Consider the following 25,821-nt stretch of genomic DNA (forward strand, 5'->3'; position numbering starts at 1 on the left):
CATGACCAAATTCACCGAACAGTTGCAACAGACGGGCGGCCCCGAGTGGCTGACCGCCAAGCGCCAGGAATCGCTTGACCTGTTCACGTCGCTGGACGTGCCCAGCGAGGGCGTGGAAGCCTGGAAATACACCCGCGTGGACGTGGATTTCGACGCGCTGCAACCCCACCCCAAGCGCGAGAGCATCAGCGACAAGGCCAAGCTGCCCCAGAGCGTGCAAAAGCGCCTGAGCAGCACCGATGCCGGGGCGTTCCTGGTGTTCGACGGGCCGGACGTGGTGTACCGCACCGAACTGCCCGCCGACCTGACCGCGAAGGGCGTGATTTTCACCGACCTGAAAACGGCGGTGGAGCAGCACGCCGATAAGGTGCAGCAGTACCTCTATTCGGTCGTGCCCGCCGAAGTGCCCGACGACACCACCATTGCGGCCCCCGGTACCACGCCGAGCAAGTCGCCCGACCCCAGCGAGGGCAAGTTCTCGGCGCTGGCGGCGGCCCTGTGGACAAACGGCGCGTTCGTGTACGTGCCGCGCGGCGTGGAAGTGGAGTTGCCCCTCGGCTCCTTCCGCGTGATGAGCGAGGCCGGGACGTACACCGCGACCCGCACGCTGGTCGTGGCCGAGGAAAACAGCCAGGTCACGTTCATCGACGAGCAGGACAGTGAGGAGCTCCCCAGCACCTACGCCATCGGCGCGGTGGAACTGGTTGTCAAGTCGGGCGCGCGTCTGCGTTACGTCTCCATCCAGAACTGGGGCAAGGGCGTGACCCACATCCAGCGTCAGCGCGGCGACGTGGAGCGCGACGGCACGCTGAACAGCCTGGTCGTGACGATGGGCGGGACGCTGAGCCGCACCGAGATGCAGAGCTACCTGCGAGGTCAGGGCGCGGATTCCGAGATGCTGGCGCTGTATTTTGCCTCGGAAGACCAGCACTTTGACCACTACACCCTGCAGCACCACGCCGCCGCGCACGCGCACAGCGACCTGCTGTACAAGGGCGTGAACAGCGACGAGTCTGTGGGCGTGTTCAGCGGCATGATCAAGGTGGACCTGAACGCCCAGAAGACCGACGCCTACCAGAAGCACCGCACGCTGATGCTGAGCAGCGAGGCCCGCAACTTCAGCGTGCCGCAGCTCGAAATCAATGCCAACGACGTGCGTTGCAGCCACGGCAGCACCACTGGCCCGGTGGATCAGGAAGCCCTGTTCTTCCTGCGTTCGCGCGGCATCAGCAAGGAGCTGGCCGAGAAGATGCTGGTCACGGCCTTCCTGGAAGACGTGCTGAGCCGCGTGCCGCTTCAGAGCGTCGTGAAGTACATCGAAGGCATCATTGCCGAGAAGGTCGGGGCGGCCTGAGCCGTTAGCCTGTGGCGGTCAGCTTCTGCGGAGGCTGGCCGCTTCAATCTGTTGAGCCAGCGCAGCGAAACCGACCCGAGGCAAGCCCAGACGTTCCAGCGCGGCCAATCCGATGGTTTTCTGCCTGGGAAATCGTTCGTTCAATACGCTCGTTGGGCAAACCCAGAAAGTCCACTGATGCAGGTTCAGCGGGTCGGCCTGTTCACGTGCCTGCTCGTGGAATAAACAGAACACGTAGAGGTCGGCAGCGCGGCCAGGAACGTTGGTTTGCGAGTTTGTCGTGGCATCCCAGCCGCGCTTGAGGCCGATACCAAAGCGGATTTCGCTGGGCCTTTCCTGCTCCCAGCTTTGCAGATAGGCCGCAGACTTGACCTCAATTCTGATACCGTCGTCGGTCAGTAATACGGATTCCGCTAAATTCCTGCACAGTCGGAACTACACCGCCTGTGCATCCATATCGCGGAATCCGTATCTTTTCCTACTCCTTTCAGTCGGATTGAATCCAGAAATCTGCTGGATTCAATCGGAATCCGTATAAGTCGTAGGCGTCCCACTCGGTGCGGGCACGATGGGTACAACCTGCGGCTTGTGCCACGATGTATTCGGCCAGAACGCCACGCAGGGCATTGGACAGAAAATCGGAGTATGCCCATCGCCAGAAGTCGGTGGAATTGAGACGGAGAGTCACTCTTTTGCTGTCCCTTGCCCGTCCGCTGGCGGCCACTCGTCCATGTTGCCGCCCTCGTAGCCGCATACGCCCATGCGGGGGCTGTTGACCACGGGGAGCAGTGTGTCCTCGTCCACTTCCTCGGCGTGAATGTCGCAGTACATCAGGGGTAGGCCCGTTTCTTCGTCGTATTCCCAACTGTTGAGCACGGTGGCAGGCTGATCACACTCGCTGCACTTCCATACGGGCGGCAGGTTACGAGCCAGCAGCGCGACTTTTTCTGTTCCGCAGGCCATTTCCTGCGCCTGTACGGTCAATTCCAGGTCGGTGGAGCTGCCCATGTCGTAGGTGTAGCCGAATTTCTGGCCCACGCTCAGCAATTCAGACAGCTTAGGCGCGGCCTTCTTGCCCTTTTTGGGCTTGGGCTTGGCTTCCCAGAGGTCGTCGGCCCAGTCGGGTTCGGGGCCAATCGTGAATTCGCTGAGGTGGCCGCAACATTCCAGCCAGATGCCGCGCAGAAAGCCGTCTAGATCGTCCAGTTTGGCATCGGCTGCCGCTTCGATGTCCAGCCAGAACGGGCCGCCGCCCGATACGCGCAGCCGGAACACCTCGCGGGATTTGCCAGAGGCGGTCTGCCGCTGCTGACAACTGGCCTGATGTTCGGTCATGCTGGCCTTGGTGCCGAGATACCCGCAGGCATGGCACATTCCTTTTTGCTGAGGAGCCATAGCCCAGTTTATGCCATACGGATTCCGCTTCGTTCCTGCACAGTCGGGCCTGTACAGTTGGGAAGGCGCCGCCTGTGCATCCATATCGCGGAATCCGTATTTTTTCCTACTCGCATCCGCTCTGCTGCGCAGCTTTGCAAGTCGGATTGAATCTGAAACGACCAGGTTCAATCGGAATCCGTACCAGAAGGCCAATTCCCATTATCCTGAAACCATGCCTAAAAAACGCACCCAGCCCGCTGGAATGCCGCCCGAACTGGCCGAGGCTATTCAGCAGATGTTCATGGGATTTGCGCCGCCTGAAATGACCGCTGGGTACATCGCGGGCGAACTCGAAGACCTGCCGCGCCGCCCCGAAAGCTGGCTGGTGGTCACGCATCCGGTGAGCTTAGGCGAGTCGGAGGCGCTGCTCTCGCTGGTGGTCTGCCCCGACAGCCCGGAGCCACTGCTGTTTCAGCCGCTGGAAAACGCCGAAGAGCTGTTGCGCTTCGTGGTGGAAAGCATGGGCATGGGCCAGGGCGAGGGGGACAACGCCTGGGAAGCCTATGTCCCCGCGCAATTCCTGGTCAACGACACTCAACTGGCCTTCACCTGGGGCAACCTGCTGCGCGAGGCAAGCATTCAGGTCAACATGGGCGTGCCACCCGACCTGGACGCCATGGTGCGTCAGGCCGCCCAACAGTTTGCGCTGGCCATGGCGAATGGTGGCGCGAGACAGACCGTGCCCTTTTTGCAGGGCCACACCCCAGAGGAAGCGAAGGAGGTGCTGGCTGCCTTCGACGGTTTTATGAAGGCCAGGCCGTGGAACTGGCTGGATGACCGTCCCATGTTCGTGCAGTGGCAAGACGACCAGGGGCAACTCCATAGCCTGTATGCCGTGGTCATGGGCCACAACAATCAGGAATTCGGGCTGTCGCTGTTCGACTGCTGGACGGATTATCTGGAAGTCGCGCTGGCAGGCAGCAGCAGTGAAATGATGGCAGCCGTGGTCGCCCAGGGTGGGCGCGAAGCGGTCAATCTGGCCCACTCTGGCGCTGAGCTTTCGGATGAGGACTGGGACTTCATGCAAGAGCACCGCCTGACCCGCGAAAAGCGTGAAAAGTGGTCGGGTGGAGTCCAACAGCGCATCGGCATAGAGGGTTCGCTGGCTCCGCGTCACCCGCTGCCGATGGTGACGGCCCTGCTGAAGCTGCTGGCGGAGAACGCCCCCGCCGCGCGGCGCGACTACGTCACCTCGTTCAAGCGCAAAACGGCGTCCCTGCGCGTCAGCTACCCTGGCACTGCCCGCGACGAACTGTCCCCCGCCGAGGCCCAGGCCTGGATTCGGGTGCGCATCAAGGTGCGTGACCGCCGCGTAGAGTACCGCGAAAAGAAAGCCCTGACGCTGGAAATCGTGGCCCAAGGCGACACGCTGCTGGGCAAGGTGTTCAGCGGAAAACAGTTCCAGCGACTCTGGCAGACCAAGCTGGACGTGGCGAAGTGGACACAATCTGACCGCACCAGCCTGAACTACGACCTCCCCGACTGGCTCTATCGCCTGGTGGAGGTCGGCGGGGAACCCACGCAACTTTTTTGCTACAGCCGCAATGAAATGGCCCCCACGCTGGCGCAGGTGCTGGCACTTTCGCAGCGGGAAACCGTGTATGTGCTGGACATGATGAACCGCTTTGGCGACGACGACCAGCACACTCCGCTGGACATCGCGCAGGTAGACGGCCCCATGCAGGACGCGGTAGTCGAGGAGAAAGGGGTGGCGATGCGCTGGCTGGAGTGAAGTCCAGACCCGTATGAAACGAAATTCAGTGCCCCCCGAAGCGTCTGGGCCACAGCAGCGCCGCCAGGCTGACCAGCGCCCAGACGCCCTCAAGCAGGATGAACCCCCAGTTGACCTCCAGCACGGCCACGAAGGCCAGCAAACCGCTGCCCACGAAATTCAGCAGGCTGTAGGGGCGGCTGCCGACCTGCATCCGGCCCATCTGTCCCAGGACATAGGCCGCCAGAATCTGCACGGCCCCGAGAATGGAAATCAACTGAATGGCGTTGTCGCTGAGCATCTCTCTACCTCAGCACGCCGGAGCGTAAGCATGGTGAGCACCCCGGCGCGGCCTGCGGCTCAGCGTATCAGCGTACCTTCACGTCCTGGTCGAACCAGGTCAGCACGCGCTCCCGGCCAAAGGGCCACACGCCGACCTGCGCGGCCTGCGCCGCTTCTTCCACGAATTCGGGGAACGGCCCCTGCTTTTTCGGCGTGGCGTTCCAGGTGGGGGCGTCGGCGGGCAGGTCGGCCAGTTCGCGGGCGAGTTCCAGGCCCCGGTGCAGGTCGCCGAGTTCGTCGACCAGCCCCAGCTCCAGCGCGTCGTGGCCCGACCAGATGCGCCCGCGTCCGAGTTCGTCCACGCGCTCCTGGCTCAGGTCACGGCCTTCGGCCACGCGGCTGATGAAACGCCCGTACACTTCCTCGATGCCCTTTTCGATGTGCGCCCGTTCCTCGTCGGTGTAGGGGCGGCTGGGGCTGTACATCAGGGCGCGGTCACGGCCTACCCGCTCGGGCCGGAAGCCCTGACGCTGGTTGAATTCCTGGGTCACGGGCTTGCCGCTCACCACGCCGATGCTGCCGGTCAGGGTGTAGGGACTCGCCACGATCTTGTCGGCGTGGGTCGCCAGATAGTAGCCGCCGCTCGCCGCGTACTCGCCCATGACCACCACCACGGGCTTTTCGCTGGTGGCGATTTCGCGCCAGATCAGGTCGGAGGCCAGCGCCGATCCGCCGCCGCTGTTGACATAGACCACGATGGCCTTGGTCGCCCTGTCCTCCCTGGCGTGCTTCAGGGCCGCGACCACCGTATCGGCCCCCGCCATCGGTCCGCCGAGCAGCGGAAGGGGGAGGGGGTTGTTCTTGCTCTTCCCGGTCACGATGCCGCCGACCACCGGGACCACCGCCACCTTGCCTGCTTTGGGGTTGCTGGGCTTCTTGGGCATCAGCAGGTCGAGCACCGCCGCCAGAGGCCGGGTGCCGGGGCCGATCAGCTCGTCCTCGTAGGCCACCTTGTCGATCAGGCCCGCTTCCGCCGCCCCCTGCGCCGAGGTCAGCCCCGCGCCGAGCCACGCCAGCGCCTCGGCCTCGCTCACCCCGCGTCCCTGAGCGAGGTCGGTGGCCCAGGCCGCTTCCAGGCCGCTCACGTAAGCGGCGAGCTGCTCGCGGTTGGCGTCGTCCATGTGGTCCTGCGAGAAGCGGGTCAGCGCCGCCTTGTACTCCCTGATGCGCAGGTTCTCGAACTCGATGCCGTGCTTCTTGAGAAAAGCGCCCATGAACGTGGTTTCGAGGGCGAAACCGCCGAGCAGCACATCTGCCGACTCGGGCGCGGCGATTTCCTTCGCGCCACTCGCGGCAATCAGGGCGGTCATCGTGAGTTGCGGGACGTAAGCCACCGTGCGCTTCTTTTCGCTCAGGCGGCGCAGAATCTCGCGGACAGCGTGGGCAGTCGCCGGGGCCGCCGCAAATTCATGGATTCTGACCAGGACGCCGTGCAGCCAGTCGGCCTCTGCCAGTTTTTCCGCCTTGGCACTCAGCGCTTCGATGGTGTCGGCCTTGTTCAGCAGCGCGGCCAGCGGCTGGGTCGGCTGACGCTCCGGGTAGGTTCCGGTCACGTCCAGCACCACCCAGGTCGGACGGGTCACGCCTGCGGGCAGGTCGAGCAGGTTGCCGAGGAAAGGAATGTTCATCGTCAGAGGGTACGCGGGCCGGAGGCGAAAAGTTCCGGGCGACAGCTCAAAAAGATTTCCCCGCCTCCACATCGGAGGCGGGGAAACCGGAAAGTGAGGGAGAAGCTCAGAGGCCCTTGAGGTACTCGTGGATGTTGGCGATGTCCTGGTCGCTGACCTGGGTTGCCACGAAGCGCGGCATCACCGGGCTGAGGGTCTTTTCGGGAGTGCGGCCCTGGCGCAGAGACACGCTGAAGTCTTCCAGGCTCCAGTCCTTGACGGCGGCGAGGGCCGGTCCCACGCCCCCTTCGGCGTTCGCCCCGTGGCAGCCCGCGCAGGTCGCCGCGTACTTCTCCTGGCCCGCCGTCACGTCGCCGCCCGCGCTCGCCTTGTTGTTGTCGGGCTGCGCGGCGGCCATGTTCTCGGGGGTGTTGCCGGTGGTTCCGGGTTCGTTGTCGTTGCCGTCGGCAGTGCTGCCCGCGTTGTTGACGCCGTCGGTCGCCTCGCTGGTGTCGGTGTTGGCCTCGGGGTTGGGTTCGCCCGGCTGGGCACCGGCCTCGGCGCTCTCGGTGGTGGTGTGGTCCTGGCTGGTCTCGGCGGTGCTGTCCTCACTGCCGGGCTGCCCGGCGTGCGTCGCATCGGTGGCCTTTTCGCCGCCTTTTTCGTGCCCGGCGGCGCTCCCTTCGTGATGCGGCGTGGTGGCAATGCGGTAGCCCGCGTAGGACCCGCCGATGGTCAGCGCCAGCAGCAGCGTCATGGTGACGGCGAAGGTGTTCTTCATATGCCGCAGGCTACCACACGGTCAGGGGGCGTTTGCCCGCGCTCAGCGGCCATTTGGGTGCTTCCGTCCTGTCCCGTTTCCCCACAGGAAAAGCCTACGTTTGCCCGGGCACGGGGGCGGTAGAATGGCCTGTATGTGGGTGTCCACCAAAGCTCAGTACGGCCTGCGGGCACTGGTTGAAATCGGTCGCCGCTCGGGTGAAGCGGTGCCCCTCAAGGACGTTGCCGAGCGCCAGGGCCTGAGTCAGCATTACCTGGAACAGATTGCCAGCAACCTGCGCCGCGCGGGCTTCGTGCGCAGCGTGCGCGGCGCCCACGGCGGGTACCGCCTCGCCCGTCCCGCCTCGGCCATCAACGCCTACGACGTGGTCACGGCGCTGGAAGGCAGCATCGCCCCCGTGTCCTGCGTGGAAGACGACCATGTGTGCGGCAGCCAGTCGGTGTGCGGCACCCAGAACCTGTGGTTTCGCGTGGACGCGGCGCTGCGGGAGGTCCTCGGCGGCACGACGCTGGCCGACCTGATTGCCGAGAGTGAGCGCAGCGAACACGCCCGACTGGTGCAGATCGAAGGGCAGTACGCGCCCGGCCTCTGACCCCGCCGTCTCTCCGGCTGACTCTGGCGTCTGTGGTCAGCCGACCCCGGGCAGCCCCCGCAGCCACGCCCACAGCGGCGGTCCCAGGGTGCTCAGGCCCACAAGCAGGGCGCCCAGGCTGGCGAGAAGCACGGCGGCGGCGGCGGCGTCTTTCGCCACCTTTGCCAGCGGGTGACGCTCGGGGCTGACCAGATCGACCACGGCTTCGAGCGCCGTGTTGACCAGTTCCAGCGCCAGCACCAGGGCGCAGGCCAGCGCGACCGGGGCCAGCGGCGCCCGCAGCCACAGGGCCAGCAGCGCGGCCAGCGCCGCCGCCCAGGTTTCGATGCGGAAGTTGGGCTGGGTGCGGTAAGCGTGCGTCACGCCCGCCCAGGCGAACCCCGCCGAGCGCCGCCAGCGCTTCCAGGAGAGGGCCGACCCCGCCGAGTTCACCGCCTCACCCGGCAGGCAGCGCCGAGCGCGCAGCGGCCCAGGCGTCATGAAAGACCTGCCACTCCGCGCCCGTCGCCCCTTCCTCGAAGCCCAGCCCCTCGGCGTGGGGGTGGTCGTGGCCGACGAGATGGGTCAGGCCGTGACTGGCGAGCAGCGCCACCTCGTGGGTCAGGCTGTGGCCCCGGCTGTCGGCCTGTCTCTGCGCCGTGTCGAGGCTGATGATGATGTCGCCCAGGTGCGGCGGCATGAAGGGGTCGCCCGGTTCCCAGGTCGGAAAACTCAGCACGTCGGTGGCGGCGTCTTCGCCCCAGTGTTCCAGTTTGAGCGAGCGGATTTCGCGGTCACCGACCAGCACCACCGTCACCTCGCGCTCCTCCACGCCGAAATGCCGCATGGCCGCCGTGAGGCTGGCCCGCAGCGCCGGACGCAGGCCAGCCGGGGGACGTTTGCGGGCGATCAGGTCAATCATGGGGGGGAGTGTAGAGGGCGCAGCGAAGTGGGGGCAAACGCCGAACTACGCCTGGGGAGCGAAGTCGAGCAGCACATGCTCGGCGCTGAAGCCCGGTCCCATCGCGCTCAGCAGGCCCCGGCCCTGGGGACGCTGTCGCAGCACCTCGGCCAGCACGAACAGCACGGTGGCGCTGCTCATGTTGCCGTACTCGCGCAGCACGGCGCGGCTGCTGTCCAGCGCACCGTCCGGCAGGCCCAGCGCCTGTTCGTAGGCGGCGACCACCTTCACGCCGCCGGGGTGGACCACGAAGGTCTGCACGTCCTCCCGCGTCCAGCCCTGGGCAGCGAGGGCCTGCGCCACGTTCTCACGCATCATGGAGTGGACCAGGGTCGGAATGTCGCGGGAAAACCGGACCTTGAGGCCGTCGTCCACCACGTCCCAGCCCATGATGTCCTCGCTGTCCTCGATCAGGGTCGAAAACGCGCCGTGCAGCGACAGCAGCGGCGGGGGGCCGGGCACCTCGGGCGCCGTGACGACCAGCGCCGCGCCGCCGTCGGCAAAAAGGGCCGTGCCCACGAAATTGCTCTTGGACTCGTCGCCCCTGACCAACGTCAGGCTGCACAGCTCCACGGCCACGTACAGCACCCGCCGGTATCCGGCCCGCACCAGATCGGCGGCGCGGGCCAGTCCGCTTGCCCCACCCGCGCAGCCCAGGCCCCAGATCGGCAGCCGGGCGGCGTGGGGGTTGATACCCAGCGCCCCGATCAGGAAGGCGTCCAGACTGGGCGTGCTCAGGCCGGAGGTGTTGACCACCACCACCGCGTCCACGTCGGCGGGGGACAGCTCGGCCTGCCGCAGCGCCTCGCGCGACAGCCGGACGATCAGGGTGCGGGCCTCTTCCAGAAACACGGCATTTTTCTCGGCAAAGCCGCGCGGTTCCAGATACCACTCCAGCGGCCGGGAGAGGGCGCGGCGCTCGATTTGCGCGTTGGCGAACACGTCGAGCATCTGACGCCGCTCGCTCATACGCGGAAAGAGGGTCCGGGCGGCGGCCTGAACCTCGCTCTGGAGGGCGCTGTGGGGTGGGGTCCCCGTCACCAGAGAGCGGAGAACCGGGGAAGAGGGGGCATTCATAGGCGGCATTCTGCGCCTGCCCGCCCCGCGCACCGTGACCCGGAGCGCAAACGCCCCTTAGAGCGGACTTTGCCCTGAGGGGAGCAGGCGTTCAGGTGTCCTTGCCCTGCTCCTTGAGAAACCCGCCCTGCGTCAGTTCCTGCAGCAGCGGTTCGAGGTCGTGCAGCGCCATGTCGGCCCGCACGGCGTACTCGGCGGGGGTCTGCCCTTCGCCCAGCGCCCGGATGAGCTGGGCGCCCGCCGAGCCGTACTTTTCCCGGAAGCCGTGGTAGACGCTGGTAATCGGGTTGTTGGCGTCGCGTCCGCGCAGGGTGGGCACGTAGATGCGGTGCGCCCAGCCCGCGAAGGAACGCGGCAAAATCAACGTCTGGGGCCGCAAGGGTGCGGGAAAAGCCCCCTCGTAGGGCAGTCCGGCGGGCATGGCGGCGACCACCTCGCCGCGCGAGTAGAACAGGGCGCCGTCCGGGTGGACATACAGCCCGGTGAAGTCCTCGTTCAGGTCGAATTTCCAGGCCCGCGACCCGACGCCGCTCAGCACGTGCGCGTAGGTGGGCGGCAGGGGATAGGTCGCCATCGTGGCGCCCTGCTCGTAGAGCGACAACAGCTCGCCCAGCGCCTGCTCGCCGGTGGCGTTGACGGCGGCGGCGGCCACCACCCGGCCCTCGTAGACCAGCGCGTAGGTGCTGAGGTCGCCCACCGAGACGTGCAGGTAGCCGTACCAGCTCAGTTCGTGCAGGTACTTCAGGAAGGCGTGCAGGTCGCAAAAGCGGTTGCTCAGGCCCAGTTGCAGCGGGGCGCTCAGCGGCAGGAACCGGGCCAGGAAGGGCGCGGCGCCCGGAAACATCGGCTGCAAGGTGGGCACGACGGCGTGCGCGTCCTCCGGCATGGGTCTGAGGGGAAGCGCCGGTTCGGGCAGGGACGTGGGCACCGCTTGAAGCGGGACGCGGGGGGCCGGTGCGGGGGTCGTCGGCTCCGGCCTGGCCTCCGGGCGGGCGGGTTCAGGGGACAGTGCAGCGGGTTCCGCGTCCTGCGGACGTGCCCTTTCTGCCTCCTCTTCCTGCGCCCAGAGCCGCTCGAGCAGTTCGACCGGCAGGTCGGGCAGCATGTCGGAAGCCAGGGCTTCTTGCAGGGTGCGCGGCAGGGCGCGGTCATCGCTGGTGGGGGTCAGTGGCCCTTCCTGAGGTGCCGCCTGAATCACCTGGGTGCGCGTAGAGGGTTCGCGCCGGACCTCGGGGGAAGCGGCCTGCTCGCGGCGTGAAGGAGGCGCCGCCTTGGGGTCGGGTTCTTTGAGCCAGTCGTTCAGGGCGCTGCTCAGCCAGCCGCTGCGAGGGCTGACCGGCGCTGTCCCGGCTTCCTGGGGGGCAGTTTCCTGGGGGGCAGCGGCATCGGGAGCGGCTTCCGGGACCACCTTTCTGCCGGAAGGCCGGGGTGCAGGCCCAGGCTGGGTGGGCGCGGAGGCCGTCTGTTCCCGGGGCGGCTGGGCACGGGCAGACCGGGGCCGGGCAGGTAACACCGGCTCCTCTGTCCCCAGTGCGGGAGCAGAGCGGCCAGAGTCACGGTAGGCCCGGACCTGCACCGGCTCTTCGGAACGCGGCGCAGGCGACACCGCGCCGCTCAGCGCCTCGATGGACGTGGTGGGCACCTGACCGCGCCGCACCGGACGAATCTGCACCGGAGCGTCAGGGGGCGGGGCATGCGGGGTGACCGCAGAATGCGGAACGCCGGCTTCAAGGCGAGTCGGCTGGTCGTGGTCGGGCTGGATTCGGTCAGGCCGCGTGTTGCGGCGGCGGGGGTCTGTCATGTGGGTTCTCCTGCGGGATCGGTGGGTGCCGCTGGCCCGGTCGGGGTCAGGGTTCGCAGGCCCGCACGGTAGCGCTCGGCGTTGCGGACATAGCTGCCCGCGTTGGGGGGCGCCGTCACCGGGCGCACCACCCGGGCCGGCGTGCCTACGGCGAGCATGCCGTCCGGCACCTCTTTGCCCTCGGGCAGCAGCGCCCCGGCACCCAGCACGGCGCCCCGGCCCAGGCGTGAGCCGTTGAGCATCACGGCGCCCATCCCGACCAGACTTCCGGCCTCGCAGGTCGCGCCATGCACCACGGCGCGGTGGCCCACCGTCACGTCTTCGTGCAGGGTGCAGGGAAAGCCGGGGTCGGCGTGCAGCACCGCGCCGTCCTGCACGTTGCTGCGCTCGCCCACCCGCAGCGCCTCGCTGTCGCCGCGCAGCACCGCCCCGAACCAGACGCTCGCACCTGCCGCCACGCTCACCCGGCCGATCACGTCGGCACTCGGGGCCACGAAGGCGGTGGGGTGAACGTCGGGGGTCAGGTCGTCCAGGGTATGCAGCGGCATCGGGCCTCCAGGCCAGGGCGTGGGAGCGGGCGCCTGAAGGCCAAAAAAGCCCACCACACCGGAAATGATCTTGTCGCCAAAGGTAGCACAGGCGTCTGGACCGGCCTGCGTCCCCTACTATGGGCGCCATGACCCTGCCCGACCGGGAGCCGTCCTCCACCCAGGCTTTTGCGGCCGATTCCCTGGGCGCGGTGCAGGCGCCGCAGGTCGCCGGGGTCCAGACCCACCCGCTGCGGTTTACCGGGCAGCCCGGCGAATACTTCCGCATCTGGATCGTAAATATGGCGCTCACGGTGGTCACGCTGGGGCTGTATACCCCCTGGGCGCGGATTCGCACCCGGCAGTACCTCTACGGCCACACCTGGCTCGACGGGCAGAACTTCGAGTATTCGGCCCGCCCTATCGCACTGCTGCGCGGCTACCTGATCGTGGCGGCCTTTTTCGGGCTGTTCACGGCGGCGCAGGAGCTTCAGTTCAGCGGCTGGCAGTGGGTGGTGGGGGGGCTGGGCGCCCTGTTCGCGCTGGCCTATCCCTGGCTGGTGCGGCAGTCCATGCGCTTTCAGGCCCGCAGCACGGTGTACCGGGGCCTGCCCTTCCGCTTCAGCGGCTCGCTGGGCGAGGCTTATGTGGCCTACGGGGTCGCCAACCTGGTGTCGGGGCTGTCAGGCTCGCTGGCGCTGCCCTGGGCGTGGTTCATGCAGCGGCGCTACCAGGCTCAGGGCCTGGAGTACGGCACGGCGCGGGGGCACTTTCGCGGCAGTCTGGGGCCGTTTTACCTGATCGGGCTGGCGGGCTTCGCGCTGACGCTGCTCGGGGTTGCGTTGGTCGCGGCGCTGGCCTTCGGTGGCGTCACCCTCCTCGGCGGGCTGGATGGCCTGGACTTCGAGGGGCTGAGTTCCGGCCTGATCATCGCCATAGTGGGCGGGTATCTCGCGCTGGGGCTGCTGTACGGGCTGGCGTGGCAGTACGTTCGCGCCGCCAGCATGCATTACGTGCTCAACCATTTCGAGCTGGGCGGCGTCGTGCGGACCGGGGCCACCTTCCGGCCCTGGCGACTGGTCTGGATCGGGGTGACCAACACGCTCGCCCGCATCGTGTCCCTGGGGCTGCTCACGCCCTGGGCGGTGATTCGCACCAACCGCTACCTCATCGGGCATATCCAGGTCCATTCTCTGACCAGCCTCGACGACTTCAGCGCCGCCCAGTCGCAGAGCGAGAGTGCGCTGGGCGAAGCCGCCACCGAACTGCTCGACATCAACATCGGTTTCTGAAGGCCAGGGGGGGGCGGGGTTCGGCACTTCTTCATCGCTGACCGTTCTTGCCTGCGGTGCAGGGAAAATGGCGCGGGGCGTGGTAGACTGGCTTCCTGAACTGGCCGAGACACGGCGCAGTTGCAAGCCGCCCGGCACAGGTCCTGATCGCCTTCGCGCTCCGGTCTGTGGGGCGCGGCGGAGGTGATAACCATAGCGAAAGATCTTAAGGTCAACGAGCAGATCCGCGTTCGGCAGGTCCGCCTGATCGGTGCGGAAGGGGAGCAGATCGGGATTATCGATACCCGCGAGGCCATGGGCATGGCCCGTGAAAAGGGGCTGGACCTCGTGATGGTCAGTCCGCAGGCTGTGCCGCCCGTCTGCCGCCTCCTCGATTATGGCCGCTTCCGCTACGAGCAGCAGCAAAACGAGAAGGAAAACCGCAAGCGTGCCCGTTCCCAGGAAGTCAAGGCGATCAAGTTCCGCGTCAAGATCGATGACCACGACTTCAAGACCAAGACCGGGCATGTGCGCCGCTTTCTGGAAGACGGGCACAAGGTCAAGGTCACCATCATGTTCCGTGGCCGCGAGCGCACCCACCCCGAACTCGGGGAGCGCATCCTGGTCCGCGTGGCCGAGACGCTGGCCGACATCGGCGCGCCCGAAGGCAACCCCAGCATGATGGGCATGGACATGAACATGATCATGGCCCCCAAGGCCCCGGCTGCCCCCAAAAAGGAAAAGGCCGAGCGCCCCGAAGACGGCGAGGCCGAAGCGGTGGTGGCCCCGGCGCCCGCTGCCCCGGCCCCCGAGAGCGCTCCGAGCGCCTGATACGGCTTTGAAAAAGAGTTTGGGCATCCAAACTGTTTTTCCGAGCAGAGCGAGTAGAAGAAAATACGGGGCTGGGCGACACGAAGCACATTCGGGCGCTTTCCTCGGATGTGCGGAGTAAAGCCCAGTCCCGTATGATTCCCTTTTGTCTCCCGCTGGCCTGTCCCTGTGACAGGCCAGTTTTTTTTGCCGCTTAGAGCAGCTCTCCGAATTACGTGATGCGCGGAACGGCACCCCGCATCACTCCATTCTCTCCTGCGGAGCTGTCCCAGTCTGCTGCGCAGCTTTGCAAGTCCGCCCTGCTCAGTGTTTTGCACTCGCTCTCTGCGAGCTGTTCCAGTCCGCTCGCCAAAAAGACGTAATACGGATTCCGCTTAATTCCTGCACAGTCGGGAAAGCGCCGCCTGTGCATCCATATCGCGGAATCCGTATTTTTTCCTACTCGCATCCGCTCGGATTGAATCTGAAACTACCAGATTCAATCGGAATCCGTATAACGTCTTTCTGTCAAATGCTCTAGGGCTGAATTCCGGGGCTGCATAAAGCTGCGCTCCAGAACGGCTCAGCTTGCCTGCGCCCAGCCCCTTTAGGCTGCTAAATATGACCACCCTTCCCAAACTGCTGATTCTGGCGGGCGTGCTTGCCATCGTGCTCGGCCTGCTGTGGGCATATCAGCCGGGGCTGCTGCGAACCCTCTTCGGGTGGTTCGGACGCTTGCCGGGGGACATCCGCTACCAGAACGGCAACACCTTTGTTTTCGTGCCCTGGGTGAGCATGTTGATCGTCAGCGTGGTCCTGAGCTTGCTGGCGCGGCTGCTGCGCTGAGGTCTTCATCGGGGAAACGGCCCCAGGTTCAACTTCCGCTCAAGGCCCGGCATCATCGCCGGGTGCTTTATTTTGTAAACTGAGCCTATGATCAAGATGTATACGACGAGCTGGTGCCCCGACTGCCACGTCGCCAAACGCGCCCTGACGCAAAAAGGCATTGCATTCGAGGAAATCAACATCGAGCAGGACGAGCAGGCCGCCGAGTACGTCATGAGCGTCAACGGCGGCAAGCGCAGCGTCCCCACGCTGGTCAGCGGCGACGTGGCGCACAGCCTCAGCGGGTTCCGACCCCAGAAGCTGGACGCTTTTCTGGCCGAAGCCGGGCTGTAAAGCCTTTCCTGGCCGGGCCGCCCTGAAGGTGGGGTGGCCCGGCTTTTTCTTGTCTTGCGGCTGACAGCGGGGCGGCAGACTGGGCCACATGTCCAGAACATCTTGGCCTGCGGCCCTGGCCCTGCTGCTCGTCGGCTGTGCGGTGACGCCCGCCGCCTCCAACCCCTACGTGTCCGGGCGCACGCTCAACATCGCCCACCAGGGCGGCGAACACCTCTGGCCCAGCAACACCATGACCGCTTACCGGGGCGCAGTCGCGCTGGGGGCCGACATGCTGGAAATGGACCTGCACGCCACCCGTGACGGCGCTTTGGTCCTCTCGCACGACGAAACACTCGACCGCCTGACCGACACGAAAGGCCGCATCGCAGAACTGACGCTGGAAGAGGTCCTGAAAGCCGACGCCGGATATACCCTTACCCCGGCGGGCGGACAGGGGTTTCCCTTCCGGGGTCAGGGGGTGCAGGTGGCCCAACTGCGCGAGGTGCTGCGCGAGTTTCCGAACACGCCGATGATCATCGAACTCAAGCAGGTGTCACCCAGCATCGCCGCGCCGTTTTGTGCCGCGCTGCGTGAGGCTGGGGCCACCGGGCGCGTGATTGCGGCCAGTTTCAGCGACCTCGCCCTGAACGAGTTTCGCCGCCTGTGCCCCGAAGTCATGACCTCCATGACCGAGCGGGAATTGCTGCCACTGGTGCTGCTGAGCAAGGTCGGGCTGAGCGGGCTGGCCCCCGCGCCGGGCCGGACCATGCAGGTGCCGGTCCGGGCGCGGGGCATCGAGATTGTCACGCCCGGTTTTGTCCGTGCCATGCACGCACGCGGCGTCGCCGTGCAGGTCTGGACCGTCAACGACGAGGCCGAGATGCGCCGCCTGCGCGACCTGGGCGTGGACGGCATCATCACCGACCGGCCCGACCTGCTGAAGAAGGTGCTTGCCGAGAAGCCCTAAATCAGCCCTGCCCGAACCACGCCGCCACCGCTGCCGGGTCGCTGGGCGTGAGGTAGTAGCGCTTGCCGCCGTGCTCCAGCAAGAGGGCTTGAACAGGGCGGGCGCTGGTCGCTGCCGCCTGCACGTTGCCCGAGCGCGTGGCAAAGCTGCCGGTGTGGTAGCCGGGCATTCCGGTTCCGAAGAGGCGCATCCCCAGCGGGTCGGTGGTCAGGCTGGCCTGCGTGTTTTGGCGGGGAAACGTGGTCGTGCTGGCACGGGTTCGGACGGTGAGGGTGTCGTCATGGATTTCGTAGGTGAGACGGGGCTTTGTGAGCAAAAGAGAGGCGACGACACCCGCCAGGGGCAGAAACAGGAGCAGCGGCCAGATATTTTGCTCAGCTGGAACCCCGGCAGGCCGGAAAGTCATCACGTTTCCCTTGCTCCAGGCATTCAGCAGGGCGTCGGGGTCGGCGGGGGTGATGAAGGTCGGGGGCTGCGTCGCAAAAAGCAGCCCTTCGCGTGAGCCGTTGCCAAATACCGCCAATTCTCCGGCAGGCGAGGTGAAGCGGCCCACCATGTACCCTGGCATGTTGCTGCCGATGCGTTTGGAAAGACGTGGCAGCGTCGCCCGTTCGACAGGTGTTGCCGCCGGAATCACCGTGCTGGCGGCCAGCGAACGGGCCACGATTTGCCCGCCTGCCACCTCGTAGCGCGGCAGGCCGAGCAGAGAGGGAGCCACCGTCAGGGCCAGCGGGAGCAACAAGGCCAGCACCACAACGCCAGCAGCGAGAGGCCACCACTTCGGCGTCGGCACCTGCACGGGGGCGAGGGCGGCGGGGGAGGGGAGCTTCGCCGTCATGCCCTGAGATACGCGGTTTTGTGACATGAAGTTCCCCGACACGCGGCCTAGAGCAGTTCTCCGAATTACGTGATGCGCGGAACGGCACCCCGCCTCACTCCATTCTCTGCTTCGCAGCTCTGCAAGTCCGTCCTGCTCAGTGTTTTGCACTCGCTCCGCTCGCCAAAAAGACGTTACGTCTTTCTGTCAAATGCTCTAGACCCTTCGCCCCGGCCCGCGCTATCCTGGCCGCATGAAGCCTGAACCCCATCACTCCGGTCTGGTGATGCGCGGTGCGGGCCGCCGAAGTTACCCCATGCCCGGACTGAACACGCGAACTCTGAGCGCCTGAGAACCCCCGCTGCGGTTTTCAGGCGTTTTGTTGGTTGGCATTCAGGCCGGGTCTTTTCATGATTTGAAACTTTAAGGAGACACCATGCACGTAATCTTGCCCGACGGCAAACAACTTGAACTCAAAGACGGTGCTACGGCGCTGGACGCGGCGGCGGCCATCGGTCCCCGCCTCGCGCAGGACGCGCTGGGGGCCACGGCCAATGGTGAACTCACCGACCTGATGACGCCCCTGCCCGACGGCGCGAACATCACCCTGATCACCAAGAAAAACCCGGGCGACGCCGCGCCGCTGTTCCGGCATTCGCTCGGGCACGTCATGAGTCAGGCGGTGGGAGAGTATTACCGCGCCAAGGGGCACGCGCCGGAAAGCGTCAAGCGCGGGGTCGGTCCGGCCATCGAAAACGGCTGGTACCAGGATTTCGACCTGCCCGAGCCGCTCAGGGAAGAGGACCTGCCCGAAATCGAGCGCCTGATGAAAGACATCCTGGGCCGCAACCTCGACTTCACCCGCCGCGAAATCGGCAAGGCCGAGGCCCTGGGGCAGTTCGCCCACGATCCCTATAAAGCCGAACTGATTGAGGGGCTGCCCGACGACGAGCCGATCACCTTTTACACGCAGGGCGACTACACCGACCTGTGCCGGGGGCCGCACTTCCCCAACACCGGCAAGCTGCCCCAGGCCTTCAAGCTGATGAGCACCTCGGGCGCGTACTGGCGCGGCAACGAGAAAAACCCGATCCTGCAGCGCGTGTACGGCGTGGCCTTCGCCACCCAGAAGGAACTGGACGAGTACCTGCATAACCTCGAAGAAGCCAAGCGCCGCGACCACCGCAAGCTGGGCAAGGAACTCGAACTGTTCACCATCGACCCGCTGGTGGGCAAGGGGCTGCCGCTGTGGCTCCCCAACGGCACGGTGCTGCGCGAAGAACTGACCAACTTCATGAAGGAGCAGCAGTTCCAGCGCGGCTATCAGGGCGTGGTGACGCCGAACATCGGTAACCTCGACCTGTACCGCACCAGCGGCCACTACGAGAAGTACGCCGACGGCCAGTTCCGCCCCATCGAGGTGGACGACGAGGAGTACATGCTCAAGCCGATGAACTGCCCGCACCACGTGCGGATTTACGCCAGCAAGCCGCGCAGTTACCGCGACCTGCCGGTGCGTCTGGCCGAGTTCGGCACGGTGTACCGCTACGAGCAGTCGGGCGAACTCAACGGCCTGACCCGCGTGCGCGGCTTCACTCAGGACGACGCCCACCTGTTCGTGCGCCCCGACCAGCTGAAAAAAGAGTTCCTGGACGTGCTCGACCTGACGGTGCTGGTCCTCAAGACCTTCGGCATGAACGAGGTGCGCTTCCGCGTGGGCACCCGCGACCCTGAAAGCGACAAGTACGTGGGTGACGAGGCGAACTGGGCGCTGGCCGAGCGCCAGATTATCGAGGCCGTCGAGGAAGTCGGCCTGCCCTACACCGTCGAACCCGGTGACGCCGCCTTCTACGGCCCCAAGCTGGATTTCGTGGTCAAGGACGTGCTGGGCCGCGAGTGGCAGCTCGGGACCATTCAGGTGGACTACAACCTGCCCGAACGCTTCGACATCTCCTACGTCGGGGAAGACGGCCAGGACCACCGCCCGATCATGATTCACCGCGCACCCTTCGGCTCCATCGAGCGATTTACCGGCATCCTGATCGAGCATTACGCTGGGGACTTCCCGCTGTGGCTGGCCCCGCGCCAGGTGATGATTATTCCTATCGCCGACCGCCACAACGAGTACGCCGAGCAACTCCGCGAAGAACTCCACCGCGCCGGGCTGCGGGCCGAGGTGGACGACTCCTCCAACCGCATGCAGGCCAAGGTGCGCGACGCCGAACTGCACAAGATTCCGGTCATGCTGATCGTGGGCGACAAGGAGCAGGAGGGCCGCGAAGTCAGCGTGCGCGAACGCACCCCCGAAGGCACCAGGGAGCGCAAGGGCGTGAAGTTCGACGAACTGAAAGCCGAACTGCTGGAGCGCAAGCAGAGCCGTTCGTAAGTTATGTGAAAAAAGGGCCGCCTCCGTTGTGGGGCGGCTTTTTCGTGTTCCCGTGCTACTCGACCGGCGTCAGCTTGAGCGGATTGAGCTGAATAGGGTCGGCGGTATTGGTGCTGAGAGGAACGAGGACAGCAGCGGCGACTTTGGGGTCGGCTCGACGCCAAGTGGCGGCATTCTCGAAAAGCTTGACGGGAAGGGGACTTCCAGGGCCGAGGCCGAGTTTGGGCGTCAGCGTCGGCAAATTGACCGTGCCGTCCTGTCCCACCCGGGCCACGAGGAAGTTGAAGTTCCGGTTCTCCGTCCTCAGCAGCAACAGCACCGGGCTTTGCGCGGGACGGTCTACCCGGTAGCGCTGGGGCCGACTCTGCCCGGTGAGGGGAAGGAGATGAGAGCCTGCGCCGATCAGCGTTTCCACGCGGGGACGGTAGAGCAGACTCTGCCAGAAGGTCGGCCATTGGCTCAGAGCGGAGTGGGCCGTTTGAGGCGGCAGATACTGAATGGTCTTGCCGCGAAACATCACCGAGTCGTGCTGCACTTGCAGCGGCCAGCCAGCCTGCGCCATGCAGGAGGGCAGGCTGTACGGCTGGACGTAAAGCCGAGAGGAGCGTAATTCGGGAAACAGGAGACCAGGGGCGACTGGTGCCGGACAGGCGGCGTCGTTCAGTGGAATGCTCGGCAGTCCGGCGGCTTCCAGGCGGGGCCAGCGGCCAAATCCGGCCAGGGTCACCCCCTGTTCGCTGAGTTGGCGGCGCAGTTCCGGCAGGGTCAGGTAGCCCTCGGCCCGCAGTTCGGCAGCGGAACGGTGCATCCCTTCCAATTGCTGATTGCTGCGCCAGCCCAGCCAGGCGTCGGCCACCGGAAACCCCAGCAGCACCCCGGCCAAAGCCGTGAACACGGCCGCACTCAGCAGAGGATGCACCTGCTCCGTGCGCTGCAATCCACGCGCGATAGCCGCCGGTGCCCCCAGTTCCTCCATCGCCTGCGCCTGGGCCGAGGGCAGCGGCTTGCCCGCCAGAATCAGTTGGTTGGTGCGTTCGTGCAGGTGCGAGCGCAGTTCGGCCTGGGCTTCGGCCCGTTTGCGGTGGCTCAGGCCCCGCGTGGCCTGCCGGAGAAAGCGGTCTTCGGGGGTCATGCCAGACCTCCCCGCATCAGCCGCCGGAGTTGCAAAAAGGGGGCCAGGGCGCGGGCATGGGCACGCTGGGCTTCGCGCTGCCGGGCGAGTTCGGTCCTGCCGCCTTCGGTCAGTTCGTAGTACTTGCGGGGCGGGCCGCCCGCGTCGCTGGGGCGCAGTTCGCCGGTGATCAGCCCGCGCCCTTCCAGGCGGTGCAGCGCCGGATACAGCGTGCCTTCCTTGAAACTGAAGTGCCCACCGGTTCTCTCCTGCACGTCCTGAATAATCCGCAGACCGTACAGCGGGCCGTCCTCCAGGCTGGCAAGCAGCAGAAAGTCCAGCGTGCCACGAAGGAGATTGCCGTCAGAAGTTCTACCTTGCATGACTACATAGTAAGACAAAGAAGTGTGCAGGGAAAGAGGGGATGAGCCGACCCCCACCTTTGCCGGTTTTGTGAGTGCCTGATAAGTTTTGTGTAGAACCCTTAAATTCTGTGCTGTGGAGGCGCCTGTGCTCACTTCCCTGAAACGTTTCATGTTGCTGCCCCTGTCGGCCGCTCTGCTGGCGGGCTGCGGCAGTCTGACCTCTGCTCCTCTGGCCCCGGCGGACCTCGCCGCCCAGGGGGTCAAGGCGCCCGCACGCCATCCGGTGTTGTTCGTACACGGATTCAACTCCGACGGTTCCGTCTGGGGGCCGATGATGAACCGCTTCAGGCAGAACGGGTGGTCCGACGCCCTGCTGTGGACCTGGTCGTACGACACGGCCCAGTCGAACGCGGTGACGGCAGAACTGATTCGCCAGAAGGTGGACGCGATCCTGGCGCAGACCAAAGCGACGAAAGTGGACATCGTCACGCACTCGATGGGTGGGCTTTCCAGCCGTTATTACCTCAAAAACCTCGGCGGTGACGCCCGGGTGGACGCCTGGGTGTCGCTCGGCGGTCCCAACCACGGCACCGACTTCGCGCTGGCCTGCCTCACCACGTCCTGCACCGAGATGCGCCAAGGCTCGACCTTCCTGGCCGCGCTCAACAGCGTGGACGAAACGCCGGGCGCCGTCCGCTACGGCACCTGGTGGTCGCCGTGCGACGGCATCATCAACCCCGACAGCAGCGTGGCGCTCAGCGGGGCCACCAACACCAAGGCCGCCTGCCTGACCCACTCGGCCCTCCACGATGACGCGACCGTCTACGGTCAGGTGCGCGACTTTATCCACCGCTGAGGAAGGCAGAACGGGGCAGTTGGGAGCCGGGGCAGGTCAGGCGCCAGGGGAAGTCAGGCGCTGATGCCGCCGCCGCCGTGCAGGGTGCGCTCCACCGTTTCGGTGACTTCCTGTTCGAAGCGGCGTAGGTGCTCGCGCAGCCGTTCCAGCTCAGCCGGGCCGAGGTCCGAAAGCCACAGCACGCTGCGCCCCAGCACGGCGAAAGTCAGCGGCGCGTCCTCGCCGTTGCCATTCTGGTCGGTGTCGTCCTGGTCGAGGGGGTCGAGAATCAGGGCGCCGTAGTCCAGCCCCTGGTTGAGCAGGTTCATGCCCATCAGGATGTCGGGCAGCGAGTCTTCCTCGACGTACAGGTCGAGGTCGAGGTGCAGCCGCACCAGCACGCCGCCGCGGTGGTCCGGCTCGGCAAACAGCGCCACGCGGGCGTCACCGTCGTGAATCAAGGCTCCGTCTTCCACCGCTTCGACGGTCAGGCCACGTTCTTGCAGCGCGGCCATGATGCGCCGCAGCTCGGTCTGGGATGCCGTCATGCGGGCGAGTATAGAGGGCAGGCCCCCGCCCAAGGCTGATAGAGCTTCGAAAAAGAGATTGGGCATCCGGCCCATTGTTTCGAGCGGAGCGAGTGGACAAAAAAGCGAGTCCGGGCGTCACGGAGCACCCATTTCGCGGCTTCCCGTTCTCCATGGGGAACCAGCCGGAACCCGTGTCAGCCGTGGTAGCGCCACACCTCTGCCGCCTCGTCCCAGGTGCGGCCCAGTTGCCCCAGCAGGCGCAGATGTTCGAGGTGAGCGAGCGTCTCGGCCAGGGCGAAGCGGCGGCCCCCCTCGTCGAGGTCACGGGGAAACATCGCCAGCGACAGGTCGTAGGCGCTGCGGGCTTCCCGGCGGGCCTCGGCGCCGATAAAGTCGAGCCGCTCGTGGTGGTGGCCACGCAGTTCGCGGGCGCGGGCCTGCACGCCTTCCATGACCGGGCCATGGTGTCCGACCACCGCCCGGCGCGGGTTGAGGGCTTCGAGCTTGCCGAGGGTCTGCAGGTAGTCGCCCAGCGGGTCGGGCCGGGTGTAGGCGTACAGGCCGACGTTGGGACTGATGCGCGGCAAGATGGCGTCTCCGGCGATCAGGAGGCTCTCGGCTTCGTTCCACAGCCCCAGGTGGCCGTCGGCGTGTCCCGGCAGCCACAGCACTTCCCAGGTGTGCCCGGCGAGGTCCACGGTCTGCCCCTCGCGCAGCGGTTGCACGCGGCTGGCCGGGCGCACGCGGGGATTCTCGGCGCGGATGCCCTCCACCGAGGCTTCCGGCAGTCCGTGGTCGCGCATGTGTTTGCGGTGGCCGGGCAGCCACTCGCGCAGCATGTGCCAGTACCGCTCACCGCGCCCGATTTCCACGTCCAGCATCTGCACGCTCGCCCCGCTGCGCTCCTCGATCAGTCCCGCCAGCCCGTAGTGGTCGGGGTGGTGGTGGGTCACGATGAGCCGCTCGATGTCGGGCCAGTGGGCGCCGAACTGCGCCAGACCGTCCTCGATGGCCGCCCGCGCCTCCGGGGTGTCGAGCGCACAGTCGATCAGGGTCAGCGGCCCCCGCGCCGGGGCGTCGATGAGCACCGTCACCGTCTTCATGGGGTAGGGAATCGGCACTTGCAGGGCGTGCAGGCTGCCCAGCACGGGAAAGGGGAACGGCGCGGTCATGCCCGGAGTATCCCGTATCCTGACCGCATGACCGAACCCGTGATTGCCGAGCAGCGAGGCCAGCCTGTCACTCTCAAGGTGGAAGGCTACGGCCAGATTCAGGCCCTCTCGGGCGAGCGGCTCAACGTCGCCCTCGAACGTGGCGGGGTGGACATCCTGCACCGCTGCGGCGGCGTCGCCAAGTGCACGACCTGCCGGGTGGTCTTTACGGCGGGCGAACCCGACGCCATGACCCTGGCCGAGCACGACAAACTGCTGGAAAAGGGGCTGCTGGGCGAGGCGCGGCTGTCGTGCCAGATCGAGTGCGCCGAGGGGATGGCGCTGCGCCCCGTGCAGACCGAGCAAAACAGCGGTCTGGAGCGCGGCAAGGCCATCGCCGACGTGATTCAGCCCGACCCGCAGTGGACCACCCGCCCCGGCGCGAGCACCGAGGGCTGAGGACAGGGGCGGAGAGCCGCTGGCCGGTGGCGAAAGCGGCGTCTGTTTCGCTGCTCGGCATCGGGAGCAGACCCTGGACTTTGAACCCCTTGACCCTTTCTCCTGACCACTTCGGCGCCGACCCCGTGCGCCTCGCCCGTGAGCTGCTGGGCGCGACCCTGGTTCGCGTGACCCCGGACGGCCACCGCCTGAGCGGGAAAGTCGTGGAAACCGAGGCCTACGACTGCCCGCGTGACCCCGCTTGCACGGCGGGACGCTTTCACGCTGCCCGCAGCATAGAAATGAGCATTCCGCCGGGGCACTGGCTGTTCTGGTTCGCGCACGGGCATCCGCTGCTGCAAGTCGCCTGCCGCGAAGAAGGCATCAGCGCCAGTGTGCTGATTCGGGCGCTGGAGCCGCTGGAAGGCGTGCCCAGAATGCTCGACCACCGCCCTGTCACCCGGCAGCGCGACCTGACGAGCGGCCCCGCCAAGCTGGTCTACGCGCTGGGCCTGGACCCGATGAAGGTCAGTCACCTGCCCGTGAACAGCCCGGAACTGCACCTGCTGGCCCCCGAAAAGCCCCTCGCGGACGAGGAAATCAGCGTAACGGCCCGTGTGGGCATCAAGGAAGGGCGTCACCTGCCCTGGCGCTTTCTGATTCGGGGAAACGCCTGGGTGTCGCCGGGCGTGCCGAGCATGGAACTCGACCATGCCTGACCTGCCCACCCTTCGCGCTGCTACCTTCCGCACCCTCGCGCCGCAACCGGACGTGCAGGCGGCCCTTGGTGCTATGGGCTTCGTGCAGGCCGACCCCATCCGCGCTCCCGCCAGGGCGCAGGATTTGACGCTGATGCAGCGGGTCAGGGGCTACCGCGCGGGCGACCTCGAACGCCTTTATCCCCAGCTCGACGCCGAGGAGGACATGCTGCCCAACTACGGCTTTTTTCCGCGTGGCGTGCAAAAGCTCCTGCATCCGCGTGAGGTCGGCCTGTCCCGCATCGAACGCGAACACCCCGAGCTGCTGGGCGAGGTGCGCGGGCTGCTTCAGGAACGCGGAGAACTTCACCCCCGCGAGGCCGACGCCCTGCTCGGACGCGGACGGGTCGGCAACGCCTGGGGCGGCCAGAGCAGCGCCACCACCCGCGCCCTCGACGCGCTGCACCGCCGGGGCGAGGCCCGCGTCACCCGCCGCGTGTCCGGCGTGCGGCTCTACGGCCCGGCGCCCCATCTGGCGGCCCTGCGCGGGCGCCCGCTGCCCGAGGAGGAGCGGCTGCGCGGCGCGGTGCATCTGCTCGCGGCCCTGTACGGCCCCCTTCCCGAAGCCAGCCTGGGGTATCTGGTCACCCTCTCGCGCTCCGGCTTTCCGCATCTGCACGGCGCACTCCGGGCCGCCTTCAAACGTGCGGTCCGCGAGGAACTGTCGGGCGCGGTGGTGGAGGGCGTGCGTTACGTCTGGCCCGCCGAATGGACCCTGGCCGACGCTCCTGTCCCGCAGGGCGTGCGTCTCGTCGGCCCTTTCGACCCGCTGGTGTGGGACCGCCGCCGCTTCGAGCATCTGCACGGCTGGGCCTACAAACTCGAAGCGTACACGCCCGCCGAAAAGCGGCAGTTCGGGTACTACGCCCTGCCCGTCTTCAGCGGCGAACAGGCGGTGGGCTGGGCAAATCTGAAGGTGGAGGGGAGAGAGTTGCGGGCCGACCTGCATTTTCTCCCCGCTGTCCGGCAGACCAGGGCACTGGCGGCAGGGCTGGAAAGGGAACTGGGACGTTACCGGGCGTTTCTGGGTCTGGACTGAGCGGAGCGCGTTC

At 66.4% G+C, this 25,821-nt stretch carries 27 protein-coding genes; 13 read left to right on the plus strand and 14 right to left on the minus strand.

From position 1 onward, the window contains the following. Position 1: 1 nt before the first annotated feature. Positions 2–1,354 carry a Fe-S cluster assembly protein SufD gene (gene sufD, locus G6R31_RS00760; protein WP_017869800.1) on the plus strand — a complete coding sequence of 451 codons (1,353 nt, stop codon included), beginning with the start codon at positions 2–4 and terminating at the stop codon, positions 1,352–1,354. 684 nt (positions 1,355–2,038) lie between these two features. Here the strand turns inward: sufD and G6R31_RS00765 are convergent. Further along, on the minus strand, positions 2,039–2,749 hold the full coding sequence (locus G6R31_RS00765) for a plasmid pRiA4b ORF-3 family protein (RefSeq protein WP_017869799.1): 711 nt from the start codon (positions 2,747–2,749) through the stop codon (positions 2,039–2,041). A 214-nt stretch (positions 2,750–2,963) separates the two neighbouring features. Between G6R31_RS00765 and G6R31_RS00770 the strand changes: the two genes are divergently transcribed. Then, positions 2,964–4,523: a DUF7309 domain-containing protein gene (locus G6R31_RS00770; RefSeq protein WP_152423528.1), complete on the plus strand. Its 1,560-nt coding sequence runs from the start codon at positions 2,964–2,966 to the stop codon at positions 4,521–4,523. A 25-nt stretch (positions 4,524–4,548) separates the two neighbouring features. Here the strand turns inward: G6R31_RS00770 and G6R31_RS00775 are convergent, their stop codons facing one another. The 3 genes from G6R31_RS00775 to G6R31_RS00785 form a co-directional block, all read right to left on the minus strand. Then, positions 4,549–4,803 carry a CBU_0592 family membrane protein gene (locus G6R31_RS00775; protein WP_017869797.1) on the minus strand — a complete coding sequence of 85 codons (255 nt, stop codon included), beginning with the start codon at positions 4,801–4,803 and terminating at the stop codon, positions 4,549–4,551. 67 nt (positions 4,804–4,870) lie between these two features. Continuing rightward, positions 4,871–6,472: a signal peptide peptidase SppA gene (gene sppA, locus G6R31_RS00780; protein ID WP_017869796.1), complete on the minus strand. Its 1,602-nt coding sequence runs from the start codon at positions 6,470–6,472 to the stop codon at positions 4,871–4,873. A gap of 106 nt (positions 6,473–6,578) precedes the next feature. Further along, positions 6,579–7,232, minus strand: coding sequence for a c-type cytochrome (locus G6R31_RS00785; RefSeq protein WP_017869795.1), 654 nt, complete (start codon positions 7,230–7,232; stop codon positions 6,579–6,581). Positions 7,233–7,365: 133 nt separating this feature from the next. Between G6R31_RS00785 and G6R31_RS00790 the strand changes: the two genes are divergently transcribed. Further along, positions 7,366–7,824 carry an RrF2 family transcriptional regulator gene (locus tag G6R31_RS00790; protein WP_025566769.1) on the plus strand — a complete coding sequence of 153 codons (459 nt, stop codon included), beginning with the start codon at positions 7,366–7,368 and terminating at the stop codon, positions 7,822–7,824. 36 nt (positions 7,825–7,860) lie between these two features. Here G6R31_RS00790 and G6R31_RS00795 read toward each other — a convergent pair whose 3' ends face one another. The 5 genes from G6R31_RS00795 to G6R31_RS00815 all read right to left on the minus strand — a co-directional run bounded on the left by G6R31_RS00795 (position 7,861) and on the right by G6R31_RS00815 (position 12,190). Beyond that, a complete protein-coding gene (locus G6R31_RS00795) occupies positions 7,861–8,304 on the minus strand; it encodes a diacylglycerol kinase (protein WP_017869793.1) in 444 nt (147 codons plus the stop codon). Then, positions 8,261–8,725, minus strand: a complete 465-nt coding sequence (gene ybeY / locus G6R31_RS00800; protein WP_017869792.1) for an rRNA maturation RNase YbeY — start codon at positions 8,723–8,725, stop codon at positions 8,261–8,263. Before ybeY ends, G6R31_RS00795 begins: the two co-directional genes overlap by 44 nt. 45 nt (positions 8,726–8,770) lie before the next feature. Further along, positions 8,771–9,850 carry a type III polyketide synthase gene (locus G6R31_RS00805; protein WP_025566774.1) on the minus strand — a complete coding sequence of 360 codons (1,080 nt, stop codon included), beginning with the start codon at positions 9,848–9,850 and terminating at the stop codon, positions 8,771–8,773. An 82-nt stretch (positions 9,851–9,932) separates the two neighbouring features. Then, positions 9,933–11,642, minus strand: coding sequence for a hypothetical protein (locus G6R31_RS00810; protein ID WP_081608214.1), 1,710 nt, complete (start codon positions 11,640–11,642; stop codon positions 9,933–9,935). Next, positions 11,639–12,190 carry a gamma carbonic anhydrase family protein gene (locus G6R31_RS00815; RefSeq protein ID WP_017869789.1) on the minus strand — a complete coding sequence of 184 codons (552 nt, stop codon included), beginning with the start codon at positions 12,188–12,190 and terminating at the stop codon, positions 11,639–11,641. The genes G6R31_RS00810 and G6R31_RS00815 overlap by 4 nt, the downstream gene beginning before the upstream one ends. Positions 12,191–12,318: 128 nt before the next feature. Between G6R31_RS00815 and G6R31_RS00820 the strand changes: the two genes are divergently transcribed. The 5 genes from G6R31_RS00820 (at position 12,319) to G6R31_RS00840 (ending at position 16,378) form a co-directional block, all read left to right on the plus strand. Further along, positions 12,319–13,461, plus strand: a complete 1,143-nt coding sequence (locus G6R31_RS00820; protein ID WP_225983274.1) for a YjgN family protein — start codon at positions 12,319–12,321, stop codon at positions 13,459–13,461. A 183-nt stretch (positions 13,462–13,644) separates the two neighbouring features. After that, positions 13,645–14,271, plus strand: a complete 627-nt coding sequence (infC, locus tag G6R31_RS00825; RefSeq protein ID WP_017869787.1) for a translation initiation factor IF-3 — start codon at positions 13,645–13,647, stop codon at positions 14,269–14,271. A 600-nt stretch (positions 14,272–14,871) separates the two neighbouring features. Beyond that, on the plus strand, positions 14,872–15,096 hold the full coding sequence (locus tag G6R31_RS00830; RefSeq protein ID WP_017871031.1) for a DUF2905 domain-containing protein: 225 nt from the start codon (positions 14,872–14,874) through the stop codon (positions 15,094–15,096). An 87-nt stretch (positions 15,097–15,183) separates the two neighbouring features. Continuing rightward, positions 15,184–15,429 (plus strand): glutaredoxin family protein, encoded by a 246-nt coding sequence (locus G6R31_RS00835; protein WP_017871032.1) that lies wholly within the window; start codon positions 15,184–15,186, stop codon positions 15,427–15,429. Positions 15,430–15,517: 88 nt separating this feature from the next. Next, on the plus strand, positions 15,518–16,378 hold the full coding sequence (locus tag G6R31_RS00840; RefSeq protein WP_025566991.1) for a glycerophosphodiester phosphodiesterase family protein: 861 nt from the start codon (positions 15,518–15,520) through the stop codon (positions 16,376–16,378). Position 16,379: 1 nt separating this feature from the next. On the opposite strand, the gene G6R31_RS00845 is transcribed toward G6R31_RS00840, so the two are convergent. Beyond that, positions 16,380–17,243 carry a PH domain-containing protein gene (locus tag G6R31_RS00845; RefSeq protein WP_225983117.1) on the minus strand — a complete coding sequence of 288 codons (864 nt, stop codon included), beginning with the start codon at positions 17,241–17,243 and terminating at the stop codon, positions 16,380–16,382. A 388-nt stretch (positions 17,244–17,631) separates the two neighbouring features. Here G6R31_RS00845 and thrS point away from each other — a divergent pair, with 388 nt between their 5' ends. Next, complete coding sequence (gene thrS, locus G6R31_RS00850) at positions 17,632–19,581, plus strand: threonine--tRNA ligase (protein WP_017871035.1); 1,950 nt, start codon at positions 17,632–17,634, stop codon at positions 19,579–19,581. Positions 19,582–19,636: 55 nt separating this feature from the next. Here thrS and G6R31_RS00855 read toward each other — a convergent pair whose 3' ends face one another. Together G6R31_RS00855 and G6R31_RS00860 are read right to left on the minus strand one after the other, a co-directional pair. Further along, positions 19,637–20,713, minus strand: coding sequence for a permease prefix domain 1-containing protein (locus tag G6R31_RS00855; RefSeq protein ID WP_017871036.1), 1,077 nt, complete (start codon positions 20,711–20,713; stop codon positions 19,637–19,639). Continuing rightward, a complete protein-coding gene (locus G6R31_RS00860) occupies positions 20,710–21,075 on the minus strand; it encodes a PadR family transcriptional regulator (RefSeq protein WP_017871037.1) in 366 nt (121 codons plus the stop codon). The genes G6R31_RS00855 and G6R31_RS00860 overlap by 4 nt, the downstream gene beginning before the upstream one ends. Before the next feature lie 127 nt (positions 21,076–21,202). Between G6R31_RS00860 and G6R31_RS00865 the strand changes: the two genes are divergently transcribed. Next, the gene (locus tag G6R31_RS00865) at positions 21,203–21,913 is read left to right on the plus strand and encodes an esterase/lipase family protein (RefSeq protein WP_017871038.1); all 711 of its coding nucleotides are present in this window, start codon (positions 21,203–21,205) and stop codon (positions 21,911–21,913) included. Between the two features lie 53 nt (positions 21,914–21,966). Here the strand turns inward: G6R31_RS00865 and G6R31_RS00870 are convergent, their stop codons facing one another. Next, the gene (locus G6R31_RS00870; RefSeq protein ID WP_017871039.1) at positions 21,967–22,440 is read right to left on the minus strand and encodes a hypothetical protein; all 474 of its coding nucleotides are present in this window, start codon (positions 22,438–22,440) and stop codon (positions 21,967–21,969) included. A 176-nt stretch (positions 22,441–22,616) separates the two neighbouring features. Beyond that, positions 22,617–23,594, minus strand: coding sequence for an MBL fold metallo-hydrolase (locus G6R31_RS00875; RefSeq protein WP_017871040.1), 978 nt, complete (start codon positions 23,592–23,594; stop codon positions 22,617–22,619). A gap of 27 nt (positions 23,595–23,621) precedes the next feature. Here G6R31_RS00875 and G6R31_RS00880 point away from each other — a divergent pair, with 27 nt between their 5' ends. The 3 genes from G6R31_RS00880 to G6R31_RS00890 all read left to right on the plus strand — a co-directional run bounded on the left by G6R31_RS00880 (position 23,622) and on the right by G6R31_RS00890 (position 25,808). Then, positions 23,622–24,032, plus strand: coding sequence for a 2Fe-2S iron-sulfur cluster-binding protein (locus tag G6R31_RS00880; protein WP_017871041.1), 411 nt, complete (start codon positions 23,622–23,624; stop codon positions 24,030–24,032). A gap of 89 nt (positions 24,033–24,121) precedes the next feature. Continuing rightward, the gene (locus G6R31_RS00885) at positions 24,122–24,730 is read left to right on the plus strand and encodes a DNA-3-methyladenine glycosylase (protein ID WP_017871042.1); all 609 of its coding nucleotides are present in this window, start codon (positions 24,122–24,124) and stop codon (positions 24,728–24,730) included. Then, on the plus strand, positions 24,723–25,808 hold the full coding sequence (locus tag G6R31_RS00890) for a DNA glycosylase AlkZ-like family protein (RefSeq protein WP_025566994.1): 1,086 nt from the start codon (positions 24,723–24,725) through the stop codon (positions 25,806–25,808). The genes G6R31_RS00885 and G6R31_RS00890 overlap by 8 nt, the downstream gene beginning before the upstream one ends. The last annotated feature ends 13 nt before the right edge of the window (positions 25,809–25,821 follow it).

Source organism: Deinococcus wulumuqiensis R12, from assembly GCF_011067105.1.
In the GTDB taxonomy this organism is placed as follows: domain Bacteria; phylum Deinococcota; class Deinococci; order Deinococcales; family Deinococcaceae; genus Deinococcus; species Deinococcus wulumuqiensis.

Excerpts from the sequence above, each read along its gene's own strand:
- G6R31_RS00775 (WP_017869797.1), bottom strand. The coding sequence starts at position 4,803 with ATGCTCAGCGACAACGCCATTCAGTTGATTTCCATTCTCGGGGCCGTG.
- sppA (WP_017869796.1), bottom strand. The coding sequence starts at position 6,472 with ATGAACATTCCTTTCCTCGGCAACCTGCTCGACCTGCCCGCAGGCGTG.
- G6R31_RS00860 (WP_017871037.1), bottom strand. The coding sequence starts at position 21,075 with ATGCAAGGTAGAACTTCTGACGGCAATCTCCTTCGTGGCACGCTGGAC.
- G6R31_RS00890 (WP_025566994.1), top strand. The coding sequence starts at position 24,723 with ATGCCTGACCTGCCCACCCTTCGCGCTGCTACCTTCCGCACCCTCGCG.
- G6R31_RS00770 (WP_152423528.1), top strand. The coding sequence starts at position 2,964 with ATGCCTAAAAAACGCACCCAGCCCGCTGGAATGCCGCCCGAACTGGCC.
- G6R31_RS00880 (WP_017871041.1), top strand. The coding sequence starts at position 23,622 with ATGACCGAACCCGTGATTGCCGAGCAGCGAGGCCAGCCTGTCACTCTC.
- G6R31_RS00845 (WP_225983117.1), bottom strand. The coding sequence starts at position 17,243 with ATGTCACAAAACCGCGTATCTCAGGGCATGACGGCGAAGCTCCCCTCC.
- G6R31_RS00810 (WP_081608214.1), bottom strand. The coding sequence starts at position 11,642 with ATGACAGACCCCCGCCGCCGCAACACGCGGCCTGACCGAATCCAGCCC.
- G6R31_RS00765 (WP_017869799.1), bottom strand. The coding sequence starts at position 2,749 with ATGGCTCCTCAGCAAAAAGGAATGTGCCATGCCTGCGGGTATCTCGGC.
- G6R31_RS00805 (WP_025566774.1), bottom strand. The coding sequence starts at position 9,850 with ATGCCGCCTATGAATGCCCCCTCTTCCCCGGTTCTCCGCTCTCTGGTG.
- thrS (WP_017871035.1), top strand. The coding sequence starts at position 17,632 with ATGCACGTAATCTTGCCCGACGGCAAACAACTTGAACTCAAAGACGGT.
- sufD (WP_017869800.1), top strand. The coding sequence starts at position 2 with ATGACCAAATTCACCGAACAGTTGCAACAGACGGGCGGCCCCGAGTGG.
- G6R31_RS00870 (WP_017871039.1), bottom strand. The coding sequence starts at position 22,440 with ATGACGGCATCCCAGACCGAGCTGCGGCGCATCATGGCCGCGCTGCAA.
- G6R31_RS00835 (WP_017871032.1), top strand. The coding sequence starts at position 15,184 with ATGATCAAGATGTATACGACGAGCTGGTGCCCCGACTGCCACGTCGCC.
- G6R31_RS00820 (WP_225983274.1), top strand. The coding sequence starts at position 12,319 with ATGACCCTGCCCGACCGGGAGCCGTCCTCCACCCAGGCTTTTGCGGCC.
- G6R31_RS00840 (WP_025566991.1), top strand. The coding sequence starts at position 15,518 with ATGTCCAGAACATCTTGGCCTGCGGCCCTGGCCCTGCTGCTCGTCGGC.
- G6R31_RS00875 (WP_017871040.1), bottom strand. The coding sequence starts at position 23,594 with ATGACCGCGCCGTTCCCCTTTCCCGTGCTGGGCAGCCTGCACGCCCTG.
- ybeY (WP_017869792.1), bottom strand. The coding sequence starts at position 8,725 with ATGATTGACCTGATCGCCCGCAAACGTCCCCCGGCTGGCCTGCGTCCG.
- G6R31_RS00815 (WP_017869789.1), bottom strand. The coding sequence starts at position 12,190 with ATGCCGCTGCATACCCTGGACGACCTGACCCCCGACGTTCACCCCACC.
- G6R31_RS00795 (WP_017869793.1), bottom strand. The coding sequence starts at position 8,304 with ATGACGCCTGGGCCGCTGCGCGCTCGGCGCTGCCTGCCGGGTGAGGCG.
- G6R31_RS00830 (WP_017871031.1), top strand. The coding sequence starts at position 14,872 with ATGACCACCCTTCCCAAACTGCTGATTCTGGCGGGCGTGCTTGCCATC.
- G6R31_RS00855 (WP_017871036.1), bottom strand. The coding sequence starts at position 20,713 with ATGACCCCCGAAGACCGCTTTCTCCGGCAGGCCACGCGGGGCCTGAGC.
- G6R31_RS00790 (WP_025566769.1), top strand. The coding sequence starts at position 7,366 with ATGTGGGTGTCCACCAAAGCTCAGTACGGCCTGCGGGCACTGGTTGAA.
- G6R31_RS00785 (WP_017869795.1), bottom strand. The coding sequence starts at position 7,232 with ATGAAGAACACCTTCGCCGTCACCATGACGCTGCTGCTGGCGCTGACC.